The organism is Rathayibacter sp. AY2B3, from assembly GCF_002931755.1.
Taxonomy (GTDB): domain Bacteria; phylum Actinomycetota; class Actinomycetes; order Actinomycetales; family Microbacteriaceae; genus Rathayibacter.
In genome coordinates this window covers 1-15,295 of the sequence record NZ_PSUG01000032.1, presented here as the reverse complement: position 1 = coordinate 15,295, position 15,295 = coordinate 1, and the positions used below count along the sequence as shown (strand labels likewise).

The window sequence follows — 15,295 nt, the reverse complement described above, 5'->3', positions numbered from 1 at the left end:
TCGGGGGTCCGGCGATCGGTCAGCGCATCCGGCGGTGGTGCTCCGCTCCGGCCTCGGCGAGGCGGAAGGGCGTTCCGCTCCGGCGTCGTCGACGCGGGAGTGGTGATCACGGGGAGTCGCGATCGATCCGGGAGCCTTCCCGCCCGGCGGGCCCCTCCCCGTGCTGGTGGAGCAGCCGCCGGCGGCGGCGCATCGAGACCCCCGCCCCTGCTGATCGAGCAGCGCCGAGCGGCGGGGCCTCGAGAGCCGTCGGCGCAGACGGGAGCCCGGCCGTGGGCGAGCGCGACGAGCACGCGCGCGGCCGGCGGGAGGGGGCGGAGGCCCTCGCCTACACTGGGGGATCGTGTCAGACAGCAACCCGATCACCGATGAGGCCGTCTCCGCGGCGGTCGCCGACGCCCTCGCCGCCATCGGCGCGGCGGGCGACTCCGCCGCTCTGAAGTCCGCCCGAGCCGCCCACCTCGGCGAGGGGTCCGCCCTCGCCCGCCTCAACGCGCAGATGCGCTCCGTCCCGCCCGAGCACAAGGCGGCGTCCGGCAAGCTCGTCGGCGGTGCCCGCAAGCAGGTGGGCGACGCCTACGCCGCCCGCGAGGCCGAGCTCGTCGAGGCCGAGGACGCGGCCGCGCTCGAGGCCGAGCGCGTGGACGTCACCGCCGGCGCCAGCTTCGTGCGCCGCGGCGCCCGTCACCCTCTCTCGCTGCTCCAGGAGTCGATCGCCGACGTGTTCGTCGGGATGGGGTGGGAGATCGCGGAGGGGCCGGAGCTCGAGAACGAGTGGTTCAACTTCGACGCCCTGAACTTCGACGAGGACCACCCGGCCCGCGCCATGCAGGACACCTTCTTCGTCGATCCCGTCGACTCGCATCTGGTGCTGCGCACGCACACCTCGCCGGTGCAGATCCGCTCGATGCTCGAGCGCCCGCTGCCGCTCTACGTGATCGCTCCGGGCCGGGTGTACCGCACCGACGAGCTCGACGCGACGCACACGCCCGTGTTCACGCAGTTCGAGGGCCTCGCCGTCGACCGCGGCCTGACCATGGCGCACCTGCGGGGCACCCTCGAGCACGTCGCGCGGATCCTGTTCGGCGACGACGCGCGCATCCGCCTGCGCCCGAACTACTTCCCCTTCACCGAGCCCAGCGCCGAACTGGACGTCTGGCACCCGACCTTCGTCGGCGGTGCCCGCTGGATCGAGTGGGGCGGCTGCGGCATGGTCAATCCGAACGTGCTGCGCGCGGCCGGCATCGACCCGGAGGAGTACTCCGGGTTCGCCTTCGGCATGGGGATCGAGCGGACCCTGATGTTCCGCAACGACGTGAAGGACATGCGCGACATGGTCGAGGGCGACGTCCGCTTCAGCGAGCAGTACGGGATGGTGATCTGATGCGCATCCCGCTGAGCTGGCTGGGGGAGTACGTCGACCTCGAGCAGGACGTCACGACGGAGTCCGTGCACGCGGCCCTGGTGTCGGTCGGCCTGGAAGAGGAGGACGTCCACCGCTTCGAGGTGACCGGTCCCGTCGTCGTCGGCGAGGTGCTCGACCTCGCTCCGGAGCCGCAGAAGAACGGCAAGACCATCAACTGGTGCCACGTCCGCGTGGCCCCGGAGGGCGGGCGGGCCGCCGACGGCGGAGAGGACGTCCGCGGCATCGTCTGCGGAGCCCACAACTTCGCGGCCGGCGACAAGGTCGTCGTGTCCCTGCCGGGCGCGGTCCTGCCCGGGCCGTTCCCGATCTCCGCGCGGAAGACCTACGGGCACGTGTCCGACGGGATGATCGCCTCGAGCCGCGAGCTCGGCCTCGGGGACGACCACGACGGCATCCTCCGGCTCGCCTCGCTCGGGCTCGACCCGGAGCCGGGCACGGACGCCGTCGCGCTCCTCGGTCTCGACGACGCCGCGGTCGAGGTCAACGTGACGCCCGACCGCGGCTACGCCTTCTCGATCCGCGGCATCGCCCGCGAGTACGCCCACGCCACCGGAGCCGCCTTCCGCGACCCCGCTCAGGCGCTCCCTCCGCACGAGCGCACGGAGACGGCGCCCGTCTTCCCCGTGGCCGTGGCCGACGAGGCGCCGATCCGCGGCCGTGTCGGCGCCTCCGTGTTCGTCACGCGCGTCGTCCGGGGCGTCGACGTCTCGCGCCCGACGCCGCCGTGGATGCTCGCGCGACTGCGCCTGGCCGGGGTCCGCTCGATCTCGCTCGTCGTGGACATCACCAACTACGTGATGTTCGAGCTCGGCCAGCCGCTGCACGGCTACGACCTGGCGACCCTGCAGGGCGGCATCGTGGTGCGCCGCGCCGCACCGGGGGAGACGCTCGAGACGCTCGACGGCCAGACCCGGCGCCTCCACGCGGAGGACCTCGTCATCGCCGACGACGGCGGGGCGATCGGGCTCGCCGGAGTGATGGGGGGCGCGCGCACCGAGATCTCGGACGCCACCTCCGACGTCCTGCTCGAGGCGGCCAACTTCGACCCGGTCTCGATCGCCCGGACGGCCCGCCGGCACAAGCTGCCGAGCGAGGCGTCGCGGCGGTTCGAGCGCGGTGTCGACCCCGAGGTGGCCTCGGTCGCCGCGGCCCGCGCGGTGCAGCTGCTGGTGGAGCTCGCCGGCGGGACGGCGGACGAGCTCGGCTCGGTCCTCGCCGACCCGCGCACGGCGGAGCCGGTCGAGCTGCCGGACGGCTACGTCGCAGGCCTCATCGGCGTGGAGTACACCCCGGAGGAGATCCGGGGCGCGCTCGTCGAGATCGGAGCCTCCGTCGAGGCCGGCGGAGCGGGCCTGCTGGTGACTCCGCCGAGCTGGCGGCCCGACCTCGTCGACCGCGCCTCGCTCGCGGAGGAGGTCGCCCGCATCACCGGGTACGACCGCATCCCGGCGATCCTGCCCGTCGCACCTCCCGGCCGCGGGCTGACCCCGGGCCAGAGGATGCGCCGCACCCTGGCCCAGGCGCTCGCCGCCGCGGGTCTGACCGAGGTGCTCTCGTACCCGTTCCTCTCCCGCTCGATCAACGACCGGCTCGGCTCGGTCGACGGGACGCCGCAGGAGCAGATCACGCTCGCGAACCCGCTCGACGCGACCGCGGGCCAGCTGCGGATCTCGCTGCTGCCGGGTCTCGTGCAGGTCGCGGCCCGCAACCGCTCGCGCGGGCTGACGGATCTCGCGGTCTACGAGCTCGGCTCCGTCTTCCTCCCGGCCGCCGGCCGCCCGTTCGGCTCGGGGGCGCTCCCCGCGGGCGGGGCGCGTCCGTCCACGGAGGTGGAGGCCGAGCTGAACGCCGGCATCCCGCCGCAGCCCCGGCACCTCGCGGCGCTGCTCACGGGTGCCGCCGTCGTGCGTCAGCCCGGTGTCGCCGGGCGCGACGTCGACTGGCGCGACGCCCTCGACGTGGTCCGCGAGGTCTCCGCGGCGACCGGCACCGAGCTGGTGCTGCGCCAGGGGGCTCACGCCGCGCTGCACCCGGGCCGCACTGCCGAGGTGGTGCTCGACGGCGCGGTCATCGGCCACGCGGGGGAGCTGCTCCCGGCGCTCGCCGAGGAGCTCGACCTCCCGCGCCGCGTCGCCGTGGTCGAGCTCGACCTCGAACCGCTGATCGCGCGGGCAGGGAGGGTCGTCGTGGCCCGCCCGGTGGGCGCGCTGCCCGCCGCGACCCAGGACCTCTCGCTGGTCGTGCCGGTCGGCACTGCGGCCGCCGACGTGCGCGCCGCCGTCGCCGAGGGGGCGGGTGAGCTGCTCGAGGCGATCCGCCTCGTCGACGACTACCGCGGTACCGGCCTCGCCGAGGGGACGAAGTCGCTGACGTTCGCGCTGCGCTTCCGCGCGCCGGACCGCACGCTCACCGCGGCCGAGGCGACGGCGGCGAAGGAGAGCGGCGTGGCCGTGGCGGCGGAGCGCTTCGGCGCCCGTCTCCGCGAGTGAGCTCGGGGTCCCGACCGGTTCGGCCGGGCGGGGCCCCGCACCCGCACCGGCTAGGCTCTCGGGCATGACTTTCTCCGTGGCGGTGGCCGGTGCGAGCGGCTACGCGGGCGGCGAGCTGCTGCGACTGCTCGCCGACCACCCCGAGTTCGAGGTGCGCACGGTCACGGCGCACGCGAACGCCGGACAGCCTCTCATCGCCGTGCACCCGCACCTGCGCTCGCTCCGCGACCTCGTCCTCGTCGATACGACGACCGGGAACCTCTCCGGGCACGACGTCGTCTTCCTCGCCCTCCCGCACGGGAAGTCGGGCGAGATCACGGCGACCCTCCCCGAGGACGTGCTCGTCGTCGACTGCGGCGCCGACCACCGCTTGACCGACCCGCAGGACTGGGCCGACTACTACGGGGGCGACTTCGCCGGGGCCTGGCCCTACGGGCTCCCGGAGCTGCTGATCGGCGGCGGGGGACGCAAGCAGCGCGAGGCGCTCGCCGGAGTGCGGCGCATCGCCGTCCCCGGCTGCAACGTCACGGCGATCACGCTCGGCCTGGCCCCCGGCCTGCATGCCGGAGTGATCGAACCGTCGGACCTCGTCTCGGTCCTCGCCGTCGGCCCCTCGGGTGCGGGCAAGAGCCTGCGGACCGATCTGCTCGCCAGCGAGCTCCTCGGCTCCGCGCACGCCTACGGCCTCGGCGGAGCGCACCGCCACAATCCCGAGATCCGCCAGAACCTCCTGCTCGCCGGAGCCGGACCCGTCTCGATCTCGTTCACCCCCGTCCTCGTGCCGATGTCCCGGGGCATCCTGGCGACCTCGACCGCGCGCCTCGCCCCCGGCGTCTCCGCGCAGGACGTGCGCGCCGCCTGGGAGACCGCCTACGGCGACGAGACCTTCGTGCAGCTGCTCCCGGAGGGATCCTTCCCCCGCACCGCGGACGTGGTGGGGGCGAACACCGCACTGATCGGCCTCGCCGTGGACGAGCGCGCCCGCCGCGTCGTGGTCGTCTCGGCCATCGACAACCTGGTCAAGGGCACCGCGGGCGCGGCCCTCCAGTCCACCAACATCGCCCTGGGGCTCCCGGAGTCCCTCGGCCTGAGCGTGAACGGAGTCGCGCCGTGAGCGTCACCGCAGCAGCAGGGTTCCGGGCGGCCGGAGTCGTCGCCGGGCTGAAGTCGACCGGAGCGCGCGACGTCGCGCTGGTGCAGAACCTCGGCCCCCTGCAGAGCGCCGCCGCCGTCTTCACGAGCAACCGCTGCAAGGCGAATCCCGTCCTCTGGAGCGAGCAGGTCATGCGCGACGGCGTCGTCTCGGCGATCGTCCTCAACTCCGGCGGTGCCAACTGCTACACCGGCGCTCAGGGCTTCCAGGTCACCCACCGCACCGCGGAGCTCGTGGGCGAGAGCCTCGAGGTGTCCGCCGGAGACGTGCTGGTGTGCTCCACCGGGCTGATCGGCGACCAGCTCGACCTCGCGAAGCTCGCCACCGGAGTGACCGGCGCCTCCGCCGAGCTGGCCGACGGACCCGAGGCGGGCGAGTCGGCCGCCCGCGCGATCATGACCACCGACACGGTCCCGAAGCAGGCGGTCGTGCGCTCCGAGCAGGGCTGGAGCATCGGCGGCATGGCCAAGGGCGCCGGGATGCTCGCACCGGGCCTGGCGACGATGCTGGTCGTGATCACGACCGACGCGGCCCTCGACTCCGCCGCTCTCGACACCGCCCTGCGCGCTGCGACCCGGGTCACCTTCGACCGCCTCGACTCGGACGGCTGCATGTCGACGAACGACACCGTGGCGCTGCTCGCGAGCGGCGCCAGCGGCGTCGAGGCCGACGCCGACGAGTTCGCCCGGGCCCTGAGGGCGGTCTGCCGCGACCTCACCCTGCAGCTGCAGGCCGACGCGGAGGGTGCCGCCCACGACGTCGCGATCCGCGTGCTGAACGCTGCGACCGAGGACGAGGCCGTCGTCGTCGCCCGCGCCGTGTCCCGGAGCAACCTCTTCAAGGCCGCGATCTTCGGCAACGACCCGAACTGGGGCCGCGTCCTCGCCGCCGTGGGCACCACCGACGCGCAGTTCGACCCGTACGGCATCGACGTCGCGATGAACGGGGTGCAGGTCTGCCTCGCGGGCGAGCCGCACGCGAGCCGCGACCTCGTCGACCTCGCCCCTCGCGATGTCGCGGTCGACATCGATCTGCACGCCGGCGACGCGACGGCCACGATCTGGACCAACGACCTCACGCACGACTACGTGCACGAGAACTCCGCGTACTCGAGCTGAGGCGGCCATGAGCGACGACACCACCCTTTCGGCCGAGAGCCGCGCCGAGCGCGACGCCGCGCCCGGGAAGGCCGCGACGCTCATCGAGTCGCTGCCCTGGCTGCAGAGCTTCCACGGGCGCACGATGGTGATCAAGTTCGGCGGCAACGCCATGGTGTCGGAGGAGCTGCAGCGCTCCTTCGCCCAGGACATGGTCTACCTGCGCTACGCCGGGATCCGCCCCGTGGTCGTCCACGGCGGCGGGCCCCAGATCTCGCGGATGCTCGACCGGCTCGGGATCCAGAGCGAGTTCCGGGGCGGCTACCGGGTCACGAGCCCCGAGGCGATGGAGGTCGTGCGGATGGTGCTCACCGGCAGCATCAGCCGCGACATCGTCCGCCGGATCAACGAGCACGGCCCCCTCGCCGCCGGGATCTCCGGTGAGGACGCGGGCCTCTTCGTCGGCCGCCGCCGCGGCGTCGTGATCGACGGCGAGGACCACGATCTCGGACTCGTCGGAGACGTGATCGCCGTGGACCCCGCCGCCGTCCTCGCCCAGCTCGAGGCCGGCCGGATCCCGGTCGTGTCCTCGATCGCTCCCGACTCCGACGACCCCACGCAGTCGCTGAACGTCAACGCCGACGCCGCCGCCGCCGCGCTGGCCGTCGCGCTCGGCGCCGAGAAGCTCGTCATCCTCACCGACGTGGCCGGCCTCTACTCCGACTGGCCCGACCGCGAGTCGCTCGTGTCGCACCTCCGCTCGGACGAACTGGCGGCTCTGCTGCCCTCGCTCGAATCGGGCATGATCCCCAAGATGACCGCCTGCCTCGACGCCGTGCGCGGGGGAGTGCCCAAGGCCGCCATCATCGACGGCCGCATCCCGCACTCGATCCTGCTCGAGGTGTTCACCTCGGAGGGCATCGGCACCGAGGTCGTCGCCTCGCTCGACCCCCGCGACCGGGAGCGAATGTCGGGCCGCTGATCCTCAGCGGCCCCGGCTCCGAGCGCCCGTCCCGTCCGGGACGCGCGCACCGTCGGCCCTCGTGGCCGGACCGCTCCGATCGAAAGGCCACCATGTCCACCCCCACGACCGCGTCCCGCACCGGCTCGGCGCGCGACCGCTACTCCGCCGCGATGATGCAGACCTTCGCGCCGCCGCTCGCCGTGCTCGAGCGCGGCGAGGGCTGCCGGGTCTGGGACGTCGACGGGCGGGAGTACCTCGACTTCCTCGGCGGCATCGCGGTCAACTCCCTCGGCCATGCGCATCCTGTGTTCGTCGAGGCCGTGACGCGCCAGGCCGGTGCGCTCGCCCACGTCTCCAACTACTTCGCGACCGCCCCGCAGATCGAGCTGGCCGAGACCCTGCGCCGCCTCACCGGGGCCGGGGACACGGGCCGCGTCTACTTCGCCAACTCGGGCACCGAGGCCAACGAGGCGGCCTTCAAGCTGGCACGGTTGAACGCGGTCGGCGGGCGGCACCGCATCCTGGCGCTGCAGAACGCGTTCCACGGGCGCACGATGGGCGCGCTCGCGCTGACCGGCAAGGCCGCGATGCGCGCGCCGTTCGAGCCGATGCCGGGAGGGGTCGAGCACCTCGAGGCGAGCATCGAGGCCCTCGAGGCGGCTCTCGACGAGTCCGTCGCCGCGGTCGTCGTCGAGCCCATCCAGGGGGAGGCGGGCGTCATCCCGCTGCCCGCCGGCTACCTCGAGCGCGCGCGGGAGCTCACCCGCGAGCACGGCGCGCTGCTCATCGTCGACGAGATCCAGACCGGGGTGGGGCGGACCGGACGCTGGTTCGCGTACCAGGAGGCGGGGATCCTGCCCGATGCCGTCACCCTGGCCAAGGGGCTCGGCGGAGGCTTCCCCGTCGGAGCGCTGGTGACCTTCGGCGAGGCGTCCGACCTCCTGCAGAAGGGCCACCACGGCAGCACCTTCGGCGGCAATCCGCTCGCGACCGCCGTGGCCGGAGCCGTGCTCGCCGAGATCGAGCGCGCCGACCTTCTCGGCAACGCGCGAGAGCGCGGGGCGCAGATCGTCGACGCGCTGACCGCTCTCGACTCGCCCCTGATCGGAGGGCTCCGCGGCGCGGGCCTCCTCCTGGGCGTCGCCCTGACCAGGCCGGTCGCCGCCGAGCTCGCCGCCGCCTGCCTCGACGCCGGCCTGATCGTGAACGCGGCGAACGACTCGAGCATCCGGCTCGCGCCTCCGCTCGTGGTGACCTCCGCCGACGTCGCCGAGTTCGCCGAGCGCTTCGGCCGCGCACTGCAGACCCTCTGACCCCGTACCTCCACCGAAAGCGACCAGCACCGTGACCCGCCACTTCCTCCGCGACGACGACATCACTCCCGCCGAGCAGGCCGAGATCCTCGACCTCGCCCTCGAGCTCAAGCGCGACCGCTTCTCCCGGAAGCCCCTCGCCGGGCCGCAGACCGTCGCCGTGATCTTCGACAAGTCCTCCACGCGCACCCGCGTCTCCTTCGCGGTCGGCATCGCCGATCTCGGCGGCAGCCCCCTGATCATCTCCACCGCGAGCAGCCAGCTCGGCGGCAAGGAGACCGCCTCCGACACGGCACGGGTCCTCGAGCGCCAGGTCGCCGCGATCGTGTGGCGCACCTACGCGCAGTCCGGGCTGGAGGAGATGGCGCGCGGCACGCGCGTGCCGGTCATCAACGCCCTCTCGGACGAGTTCCACCCCTGCCAGCTCCTCGCCGACCTGCTGACCATCCGCGAGCACCGCGGCCACCTGGCCGGCCTCACGCTCACGTTCTTCGGTGACGGAGCGAGCAACATGGCGCACTCGTACCTCCTGGCGGGAGCCACGGCCGGCATGCACGTCCGCATCGTCTCCCCGGAGTCGTACTCGCCGGACGCGACGGTCCTGGCCGATGCGCAGCGCATCGCCGCGACCACCGGCGGATCGGCGATCACCACGACCGACCCCGACGAGGGCGCGGCCGGCTCCGACATCGTGATCACGGACACGTGGGTGTCGATGGGCAAGGAGGACGAGAAGGCGGCGCGCGTCGCGACCTTCGGCGCCTACCGGGTCGACGCGGCCACGATGGCCGCCGCCGCTCCCGACGCGCTGTTCCTGCACTGCCTGCCCGCGGACCGCGGCTACGAGGTGACCGCCGACGTGATCGACGGCCCGCAGAGCGTGATCTGGGACGAGGCGGAGAACCGCCTCCACGCGCAGAAGGCCCTGCTCGTGTGGCTCCTCGAGCGCGCCGGCACCGCCGACGCCGCTCAGTAGACTCGACAGCCGAACCCGAGGAGAACCATGACGGAACGACCCTCCGCCCGCGCGGGCGAGGCCGGAGCCCTGTGGGGCGGCCGCTTCGCCGGCGGTCCCTCGCCCGAGCTCGCCGCGCTCTCGAAGTCGACCCACTTCGACTGGCAGCTCGCCCCCTACGACCTCGCCGGCTCCCGCGCGCACGCTCGGGCGCTCGCGGGAGCGGGCTACCTCGACGACGCCGAGCTCACCGCGATGCTCGCGGCCCTCGACCGGCTCGAGGCGGCCGTCGCCGACGGGAGCTTCGCCGCCGACGAGTCCGACGAGGACGTGCACGGCGCCCTCGAGCGCGGCCTGATGCTCGAGGCCGGTCCCGAGCTCGGCGGCAAGCTCCGGGCAGGGCGCTCGCGCAACGACCAGATCGCGACCTTCGTCCGGATGTACCTCCGCGACCACGCGGCGCTCGTCTCGGAGCTGGTGGTGCAGCTCATCGACGCCCTCGCCGCGCAGGCGTCGGCGCACCCGTCGGCGATCATGCCCGGGCGCACTCATCTCCAGCACGCTCAGCCCGTGCTCCTCGCGCACCACCTGCTCGCCCACGGCTGGGCGCTGCTGCGCGATCTGGAGCGCCTGCGGGACTGGGCCGTCCGGGCGGACGTCTCGCCCTACGGCTCGGGCGCCCTCGCCGGCTCGACCCTCGGCCTGGACGCCGAGGCGGTCGCCCGCGATCTCGGCTTCGCATCGAGCGTGCCGAACTCGATCGACGGGACGGCCAGCCGCGACCTCGTCGCCGAGTTCGCCTTCGTCAGCGCCATGATCGGGATCGACGTCTCGCGCATCGCGGAGGAGGTCGTCCTCTGGAACACGCGGGAGTTCGCCTTCGTCACGCTCGACGACGGCTACTCGACCGGGTCCTCGATCATGCCGCAGAAGAAGAATCCGGACATCGCCGAGCTCGCCCGGGGGAAGTCCGGCCGGCTGATCGGCAACCTCACCGGGCTGCTCGCGACCCTCAAGGCGCTCCCGCTGGCCTACAACCGCGACCTGCAGGAGGACAAGGAGCCGGTCTTCGACTCGGTGACGACCCTCGAGGTCCTGCTGCCCGCGTTCAGCGGCATGATCGCGACCCTCACCTTCCACACCGACCGGATGGCGGAGCTCGCGCCCCAGGGCTTCTCGCTCGCGACCGACGTGGCCGAGTGGCTCGTGAAGAAGCACGTGCCCTTCCGGGACGCCCACGAGATCACCGGCGAGCTGGTCAAGTTGGCGGAGTCGCAGGGGAGGGGGCTCGAGGATCTCGACGACGCCGCGCTCGCCTCGGTGTCGCCGCTCCTGACGCCCGACGTCCGCTCGGTCCTCAGCATCGAGGGATCGGTGGCGAGCCGAGACGGCGTCGGCGGCACTGCTCCCGACCGCGTCGCGGAGCAGCTCGCCCGGCTGACCGAGCGCGTCCGGGTCGTGCGCGGCTCCCTCCGGGGGGAGCGCCCGTGACCCTTCGAGGAGACCCGGGCGACGACGGCCGTCCGCCGCTGCGCCCCTGGCAGCAGCGGACGCTCGTGATCGTCGCCGCAGTCGTCATCGTCGCGGTGATCGTGATCACCCTCGTGTCGGGCCAGAGCTTCTTCTGAGCGCGGACCTCCCCGATCTCTCGCGCTCGGCCCTCGAGGTGGCACCGGAGCTGCTCGGCCGCGTCCTCCTGCACCGCACGGCGGAGGGAGCGGTCGGCGTCCGGCTGACCGAGGTCGAGGCGTACCTCGGCATGGGTGAGGATCCGGGCTCGCACGCGCACCGCGGACCGACGCCCCGGACGGCTCCCATGTTCGGACCGCCCGGGTCCGTGTACGCGTACTTCACGTACGGGATGCACACCTGCGTGAACATCGTCTGCTCGCCGGCGGGCACGGCGTCCGCCGTGCTGCTGCGCGCCGGCGAGGTCGTCGCGGGGGAGGAGCTCGCGACGCTCCGGCGCGGACCCGTGCGCCACCGGGACCTGGCCCGCGGACCCGCACGGCTGGCCAAGGCCCTCGGAGTCCGTCTCACCGAGTCGGGCGACCCGCTCGAGGAGTCGTTCGAGCTGCTGCCGGGGGAGCGGCCGTCCTCCGTGGCGGTGGGCCCGCGGACCGGCGTCTCGGGCCCGGGTGGCGAGGACGATTTCCCGTGGCGCTTCAGCATCCCGGGCGACCCCACCGTCTCGCCCTACCGGAGAGCCGTGCCCCGGCGGCGGCCCGGAGCTCAGCCCGCGAGGTAGAGGCGGGCGAGCACGCCGAGAGCCGCCGACCAGGCGAGGCTCGCCAGCGTTCCGATGATGAACCGCTCGCGCGCCTCCGGGGAGGCGAGCTCGCTGAAGCGGCCGACGCCCTTGATCGCTACGACGACCGCGATCCCCTCGGGGAGACCGCTCATCAGTGCGCCGGCCGTCGCGATCCGCTCGAGGACCCCGATCGTCGTCCCGCCGCGCAGCACCTCGATCGGCTGGCCGATCGCCGAGGGCGCTCCTCCGGTGGCGGGGCGGGAGGTGCCGGCGACCATGATGCCGCCGTGGCTGCCGCTGCGGGAGTCGGCCGTCGCGAGCCGGAGGGTGAGGAGCACGACCGGCCCGCCGCCCGCGACCGCCAGCGCGAAGGCCAGCACGGCCACCAGGACGGAGTGGATGGGGGGCGCGGACGGTCCGGCGACCGCCGTGAGGAGGAAGGCGGCGGCGGTCGCCGCCAGGGAGATCCAGGCGAGCTGCGGACGGTGCAGGCGCACGGCGAGCACCGCACCGGCGAGGCCGGCGAGCAGCACGAGCACCACGGCCGTCCACGAGGCGGACTGCAGCGCGGAGACGAGGAGCAGGGTGGGGGATCCTGGGGGTGCCGTCATCGGGGTGTCCTCTCGTCGGTGGGGTCGAGCGTACGGTCGACCACTGTCAGCAGGCGCGCGAGCGCGTCGCGGGCGGGAGCGTCGACTCGGGCGCTCGCCGCGCGGACCCGGAGGCTGACCGCCTGAGGGCTGACGGCGAGGCGCTCGGCCGCGTCCTTCTGGGAGAGGCCGCTCTCGAGCAGGTCGACGATCTGCCAGCCGGCTTCGGAGCGCGCGTCGCGCAGCAGGAGGAGCGGATCGATCAGCGCCTGGACGTCCGCCGGTGCAGGGGCCGCCGATCCCGGTGCGTCCGGATCGACACAGAAGCGCGTCGGCCGGCCCTTCGCCGCCTCGACCGCCCGGCGCGCCGCGAAGTACGCCTCCCCGGTAGCCGCTCTCGTGGTCGCGGGGAGCGGCCGGTCGACGGGGCCGATCCCGAGACCGATGCTCCAGTGGCCGGTCCGGTGCAGCTCGAGTACGAGCGCGACGACGGCGTCGGCCCGGTCCAGCACGCACTGGAACTCGTCGCCGGCCGTCCGCTCCGGGGGCAGGACGAACGTCGTCCGACCGTCGTCGACCAGGCTCGCGATCGTCTGGTCCACGCGGTCGTGGTCGTGCCTGCTGTCGCGCTGATCCGCGGTGATGACGAACATTCGACCTCCTCGATCAAGTATCGGCACTTGATAGCCCAGGATCAAGCCTGCATGCTTGACTGGTGAAGACCGGCCGGTCGGCACCGCGGTAGCCTGGTCGGGTGATCGACCAGCACCTCCCCGGGTCCGCGACGAGCCCGCGGCTCGACCCCGCCTTCGACTCCGTGTGGGACGAGCTGGTCTGGCGAGGCTCGGTGCACGTGTCGACCGACGCGGGAGCGCTGCGAGAGCTGCTGTCGGGGGAGCCGATCACCTACTACTGCGGCTTCGACCCGACCGCGCCCAGCCTCCACCTCGGGAACCTGGTGCAGCTGATCGTCATGCGCCGGCTCCAGCTGGCCGGGCACCGGCCGCTCGGGCTCGTCGGCGGCTCGACCGGGCTGATCGGGGATCCGCGACCGACGGCCGAACGGACGCTGAACTCGCGCGAGACGGTGACCGCGTGGGTCGAGCGCCTCCAGGCGCAGGTGTCCCGGTTCGTCCCCGCGGGCGGCGACAACGGGCTGCGCCTGGTCAACAACCTCGACTGGACCGCTCCCCTGTCGGCGATCGACTTCCTGCGAGAGATCGGGAAGCACTTCCGCGTGGGGACGATGCTCAAGAAGGACGCGGTCAGCGCCCGCCTCAACTCCGACGCGGGGATCAGCTACACCGAGTTCAGCTACCAGATCCTGCAGGGACTCGACTACCTGGAGCTCTACCGGCAGTACGGGTGCGTCCTGCAGACCGGCGGCAGCGACCAGTGGGGCAATCTGACGAGCGGAACCGACCTGATCCACCGCACGGAGGGAGTGTCGGTCCACGCGATCGGCACGCCCCTGGTGATGAACTCCGACGGCACCAAGTTCGGCAAGAGCGAGGGCAACGCCGTCTGGCTCGACCCCGAGCTCACCAGCCCTTACGCGTTCTACCAGTTCTGGGTCAACACGGACGACCGCGACGTCGCCGACCGCCTGCGGATCTTCACCTTCCTGCCGCGCACGGAGATCGAGCGGCTCGAGAAGGCCGCCGCCGACGAGCCGTTCCGCCGGGAGGCGCAGCGCGCGCTCGCCTGGGAGGTCACGTCGCTGGTGCATGGAGCGGAGGCGACGCGCTCGGTGATCGACGCGTCCGCCGCGCTCTTCGGCAAGGGCTCGCTCGAGGGGATCGACCCGGTCATCCTCCGCGGCGCGCTGGAGGCGGTGCCCTCGATGGAGGCGACCCCGGAGACGCCGGCGCTGCAGGCGTTCGTCGAGACCGGACTCGTCGCCGGCACGGGGGAGGCGCGGCGAGCGCTCGCCCAGGGCGGGCTCTCGGTGAACAACACCATCCTCCCGTCCGAGACCGTCACCCTCGGCGAGCTCCCCTTGATCGACGGGATCGCCGTGCTCCGCCGCGGCAAGAAGAGCTTCGCCGGGGCCTTCGTCCGCTGATCGCGCGCCCGCTCTAGCCGGGCGGAGCCGGGCGGCGACGGTGCGGGCGGTGGCAGGCGCTCGGTACTCAGTGTCCGGTAGCCGGTAGCCGGTAGCCGGTAGCCGGTGTCCGGTGTCCGGTGTCCGGTGTCCGGTGGCCGGTGGCCGGTGTCCGGTGGCCGGTGTCGGGTGTCCGGTGTCCGGTACCCGGCGTCCGGTGCCCCCCGCCGCGGGGACCTCGGATCGCGACACGCCCGGGACGCAGGCGATTTGCCGCTCGGCCGAGGCCCGACGTAATGTAACTCCTCGTCACCCCAAAGGAGCGGCAAGCGGGAGTCAGGCGCAGAGCGTCGAGACCAGCTGGCCCACCTCAAGCGGGGACCATCCCCTCGCTCCCAGGCCTGTTAGAGATTCGTCTCTTGAAGACTGCGGGATCGCGAGCGTAAGATGCAAAGCCTCCACGGGACACGGTCCCGGCTTCGTCCCAAGGCCTCACGGCCGAGTCGGTGCAGCGGTTCGATCCTCGATCACGCCGCGAACACCACGAAGAAGCCGGACTTGACACGGCCTGCGGATGTGCTAAGTTAGTCGAGTTGCCACGGAGGCGATCAGGACTTCGGTTCTGACAAGCCTAACCGGTCTCGGCAAGCAAGACAAATCGAGTGGCTCTGGCCCTCGTACAGCAAACTTCGATCACTTTCGTTGTGAAGCACCGTTCTGGTGTGGAGGCGGGATGTGTCCGATTCTTGAGAACTCAACAGCGTGCACTATGTTCAATGCCAATTTTATACCCCGGCCTTGATCTTCGGATCGGGTTGGGATTCCTTTGGAAATTGATGTCAGCTTCCGGCTTTCGGGTCGGAGAGATGTCTTATTTGCTAGAGGTCAAACTTGACTCTCCTGTTCTTCGGGGTGGGAGGTCGTAATTTTTTTACGGAGAGTTTGATCCTGGCTCAGGACGAACGCTGGCGGCGTGCTTAACACATGCAAGTCGAACGATGAAGCCCAGCTTG

At 72.6% G+C, this 15,295-nt stretch carries 13 protein-coding genes and 1 rRNA gene; 12 read left to right on the top strand and 2 right to left on the bottom strand.

Annotation, left to right across the window (positions count from 1 at the left end):
* Positions 1–343 precede the first annotated feature (343 nt).
* From pheS to C5C24_RS11550, 10 genes are all read left to right on the top strand, one after another.
* Positions 344–1,384 carry a phenylalanine--tRNA ligase subunit alpha gene (gene pheS / locus C5C24_RS11590; protein WP_104226313.1) on the top strand — a complete coding sequence of 347 codons (1,041 nt, stop codon included), beginning with the start codon at positions 344–346 and terminating at the stop codon, positions 1,382–1,384.
* On the top strand, positions 1,384–3,915 hold the full coding sequence (pheT, locus tag C5C24_RS11585; protein ID WP_104305013.1) for a phenylalanine--tRNA ligase subunit beta: 2,532 nt from the start codon (positions 1,384–1,386) through the stop codon (positions 3,913–3,915). Before pheS ends, pheT begins: the two co-directional genes overlap by 1 nt.
* 64 nt (positions 3,916–3,979) lie before the next feature.
* Positions 3,980–5,029 (top strand): N-acetyl-gamma-glutamyl-phosphate reductase, encoded by a 1,050-nt coding sequence (argC, locus tag C5C24_RS11580; RefSeq protein ID WP_104305012.1) that lies wholly within the window; start codon positions 3,980–3,982, stop codon positions 5,027–5,029.
* On the top strand, positions 5,026–6,186 hold the full coding sequence (gene argJ, locus C5C24_RS11575) for a bifunctional glutamate N-acetyltransferase/amino-acid acetyltransferase ArgJ (protein ID WP_104305011.1): 1,161 nt from the start codon (positions 5,026–5,028) through the stop codon (positions 6,184–6,186). The genes argC and argJ overlap by 4 nt, the downstream gene beginning before the upstream one ends.
* Positions 6,187–6,193: 7 nt before the next feature.
* Positions 6,194–7,147, top strand: coding sequence for an acetylglutamate kinase (argB, locus tag C5C24_RS11570; protein WP_104305010.1), 954 nt, complete (start codon positions 6,194–6,196; stop codon positions 7,145–7,147).
* 92 nt (positions 7,148–7,239) lie between these two features.
* Positions 7,240–8,442, top strand: a complete 1,203-nt coding sequence (locus C5C24_RS11565; RefSeq protein ID WP_104276091.1) for an acetylornithine transaminase — start codon at positions 7,240–7,242, stop codon at positions 8,440–8,442.
* Between the two features lie 31 nt (positions 8,443–8,473).
* Positions 8,474–9,418 (top strand): ornithine carbamoyltransferase, encoded by a 945-nt coding sequence (gene argF, locus C5C24_RS11560; protein ID WP_104305009.1) that lies wholly within the window; start codon positions 8,474–8,476, stop codon positions 9,416–9,418.
* A gap of 27 nt (positions 9,419–9,445) precedes the next feature.
* On the top strand, positions 9,446–10,888 hold the full coding sequence (argH, locus tag C5C24_RS11555) for an argininosuccinate lyase (RefSeq protein ID WP_104276089.1): 1,443 nt from the start codon (positions 9,446–9,448) through the stop codon (positions 10,886–10,888).
* A complete protein-coding gene (locus C5C24_RS17980) occupies positions 10,885–11,025 on the top strand; it encodes a hypothetical protein (protein ID WP_181110170.1) in 141 nt (46 codons plus the stop codon). The genes argH and C5C24_RS17980 overlap by 4 nt, the downstream gene beginning before the upstream one ends.
* Positions 11,022–11,645 (top strand): DNA-3-methyladenine glycosylase, encoded by a 624-nt coding sequence (locus C5C24_RS11550; protein WP_104305008.1) that lies wholly within the window; start codon positions 11,022–11,024, stop codon positions 11,643–11,645. Before C5C24_RS17980 ends, C5C24_RS11550 begins: the two co-directional genes overlap by 4 nt.
* Here the strand turns inward: C5C24_RS11550 and C5C24_RS11545 are convergent.
* Both C5C24_RS11545 and C5C24_RS11540 read right to left on the bottom strand, forming a co-directional pair.
* Positions 11,630–12,259, bottom strand: a complete 630-nt coding sequence (locus C5C24_RS11545) for a hypothetical protein (RefSeq protein ID WP_258065196.1) — start codon at positions 12,257–12,259, stop codon at positions 11,630–11,632. The genes C5C24_RS11550 and C5C24_RS11545 overlap by 16 nt on opposite strands.
* Positions 12,256–12,891, bottom strand: a complete 636-nt coding sequence (locus C5C24_RS11540; RefSeq protein ID WP_104305007.1) for a DNA-binding protein — start codon at positions 12,889–12,891, stop codon at positions 12,256–12,258. The genes C5C24_RS11545 and C5C24_RS11540 overlap by 4 nt, the downstream gene beginning before the upstream one ends.
* Positions 12,892–12,992: 101 nt before the next feature.
* Here C5C24_RS11540 and tyrS point away from each other — a divergent pair, with 101 nt between their 5' ends.
* Both tyrS and C5C24_RS11530 read left to right on the top strand, forming a co-directional pair.
* Entirely contained in the window at positions 12,993–14,303 is a 1,311-nt protein-coding gene (tyrS, locus tag C5C24_RS11535) for a tyrosine--tRNA ligase (protein ID WP_104305006.1), read from the top strand.
* A 909-nt stretch (positions 14,304–15,212) separates the two neighbouring features.
* Positions 15,213–15,295, top strand: a 16S ribosomal RNA gene (locus tag C5C24_RS11530); the annotation flags it as partial.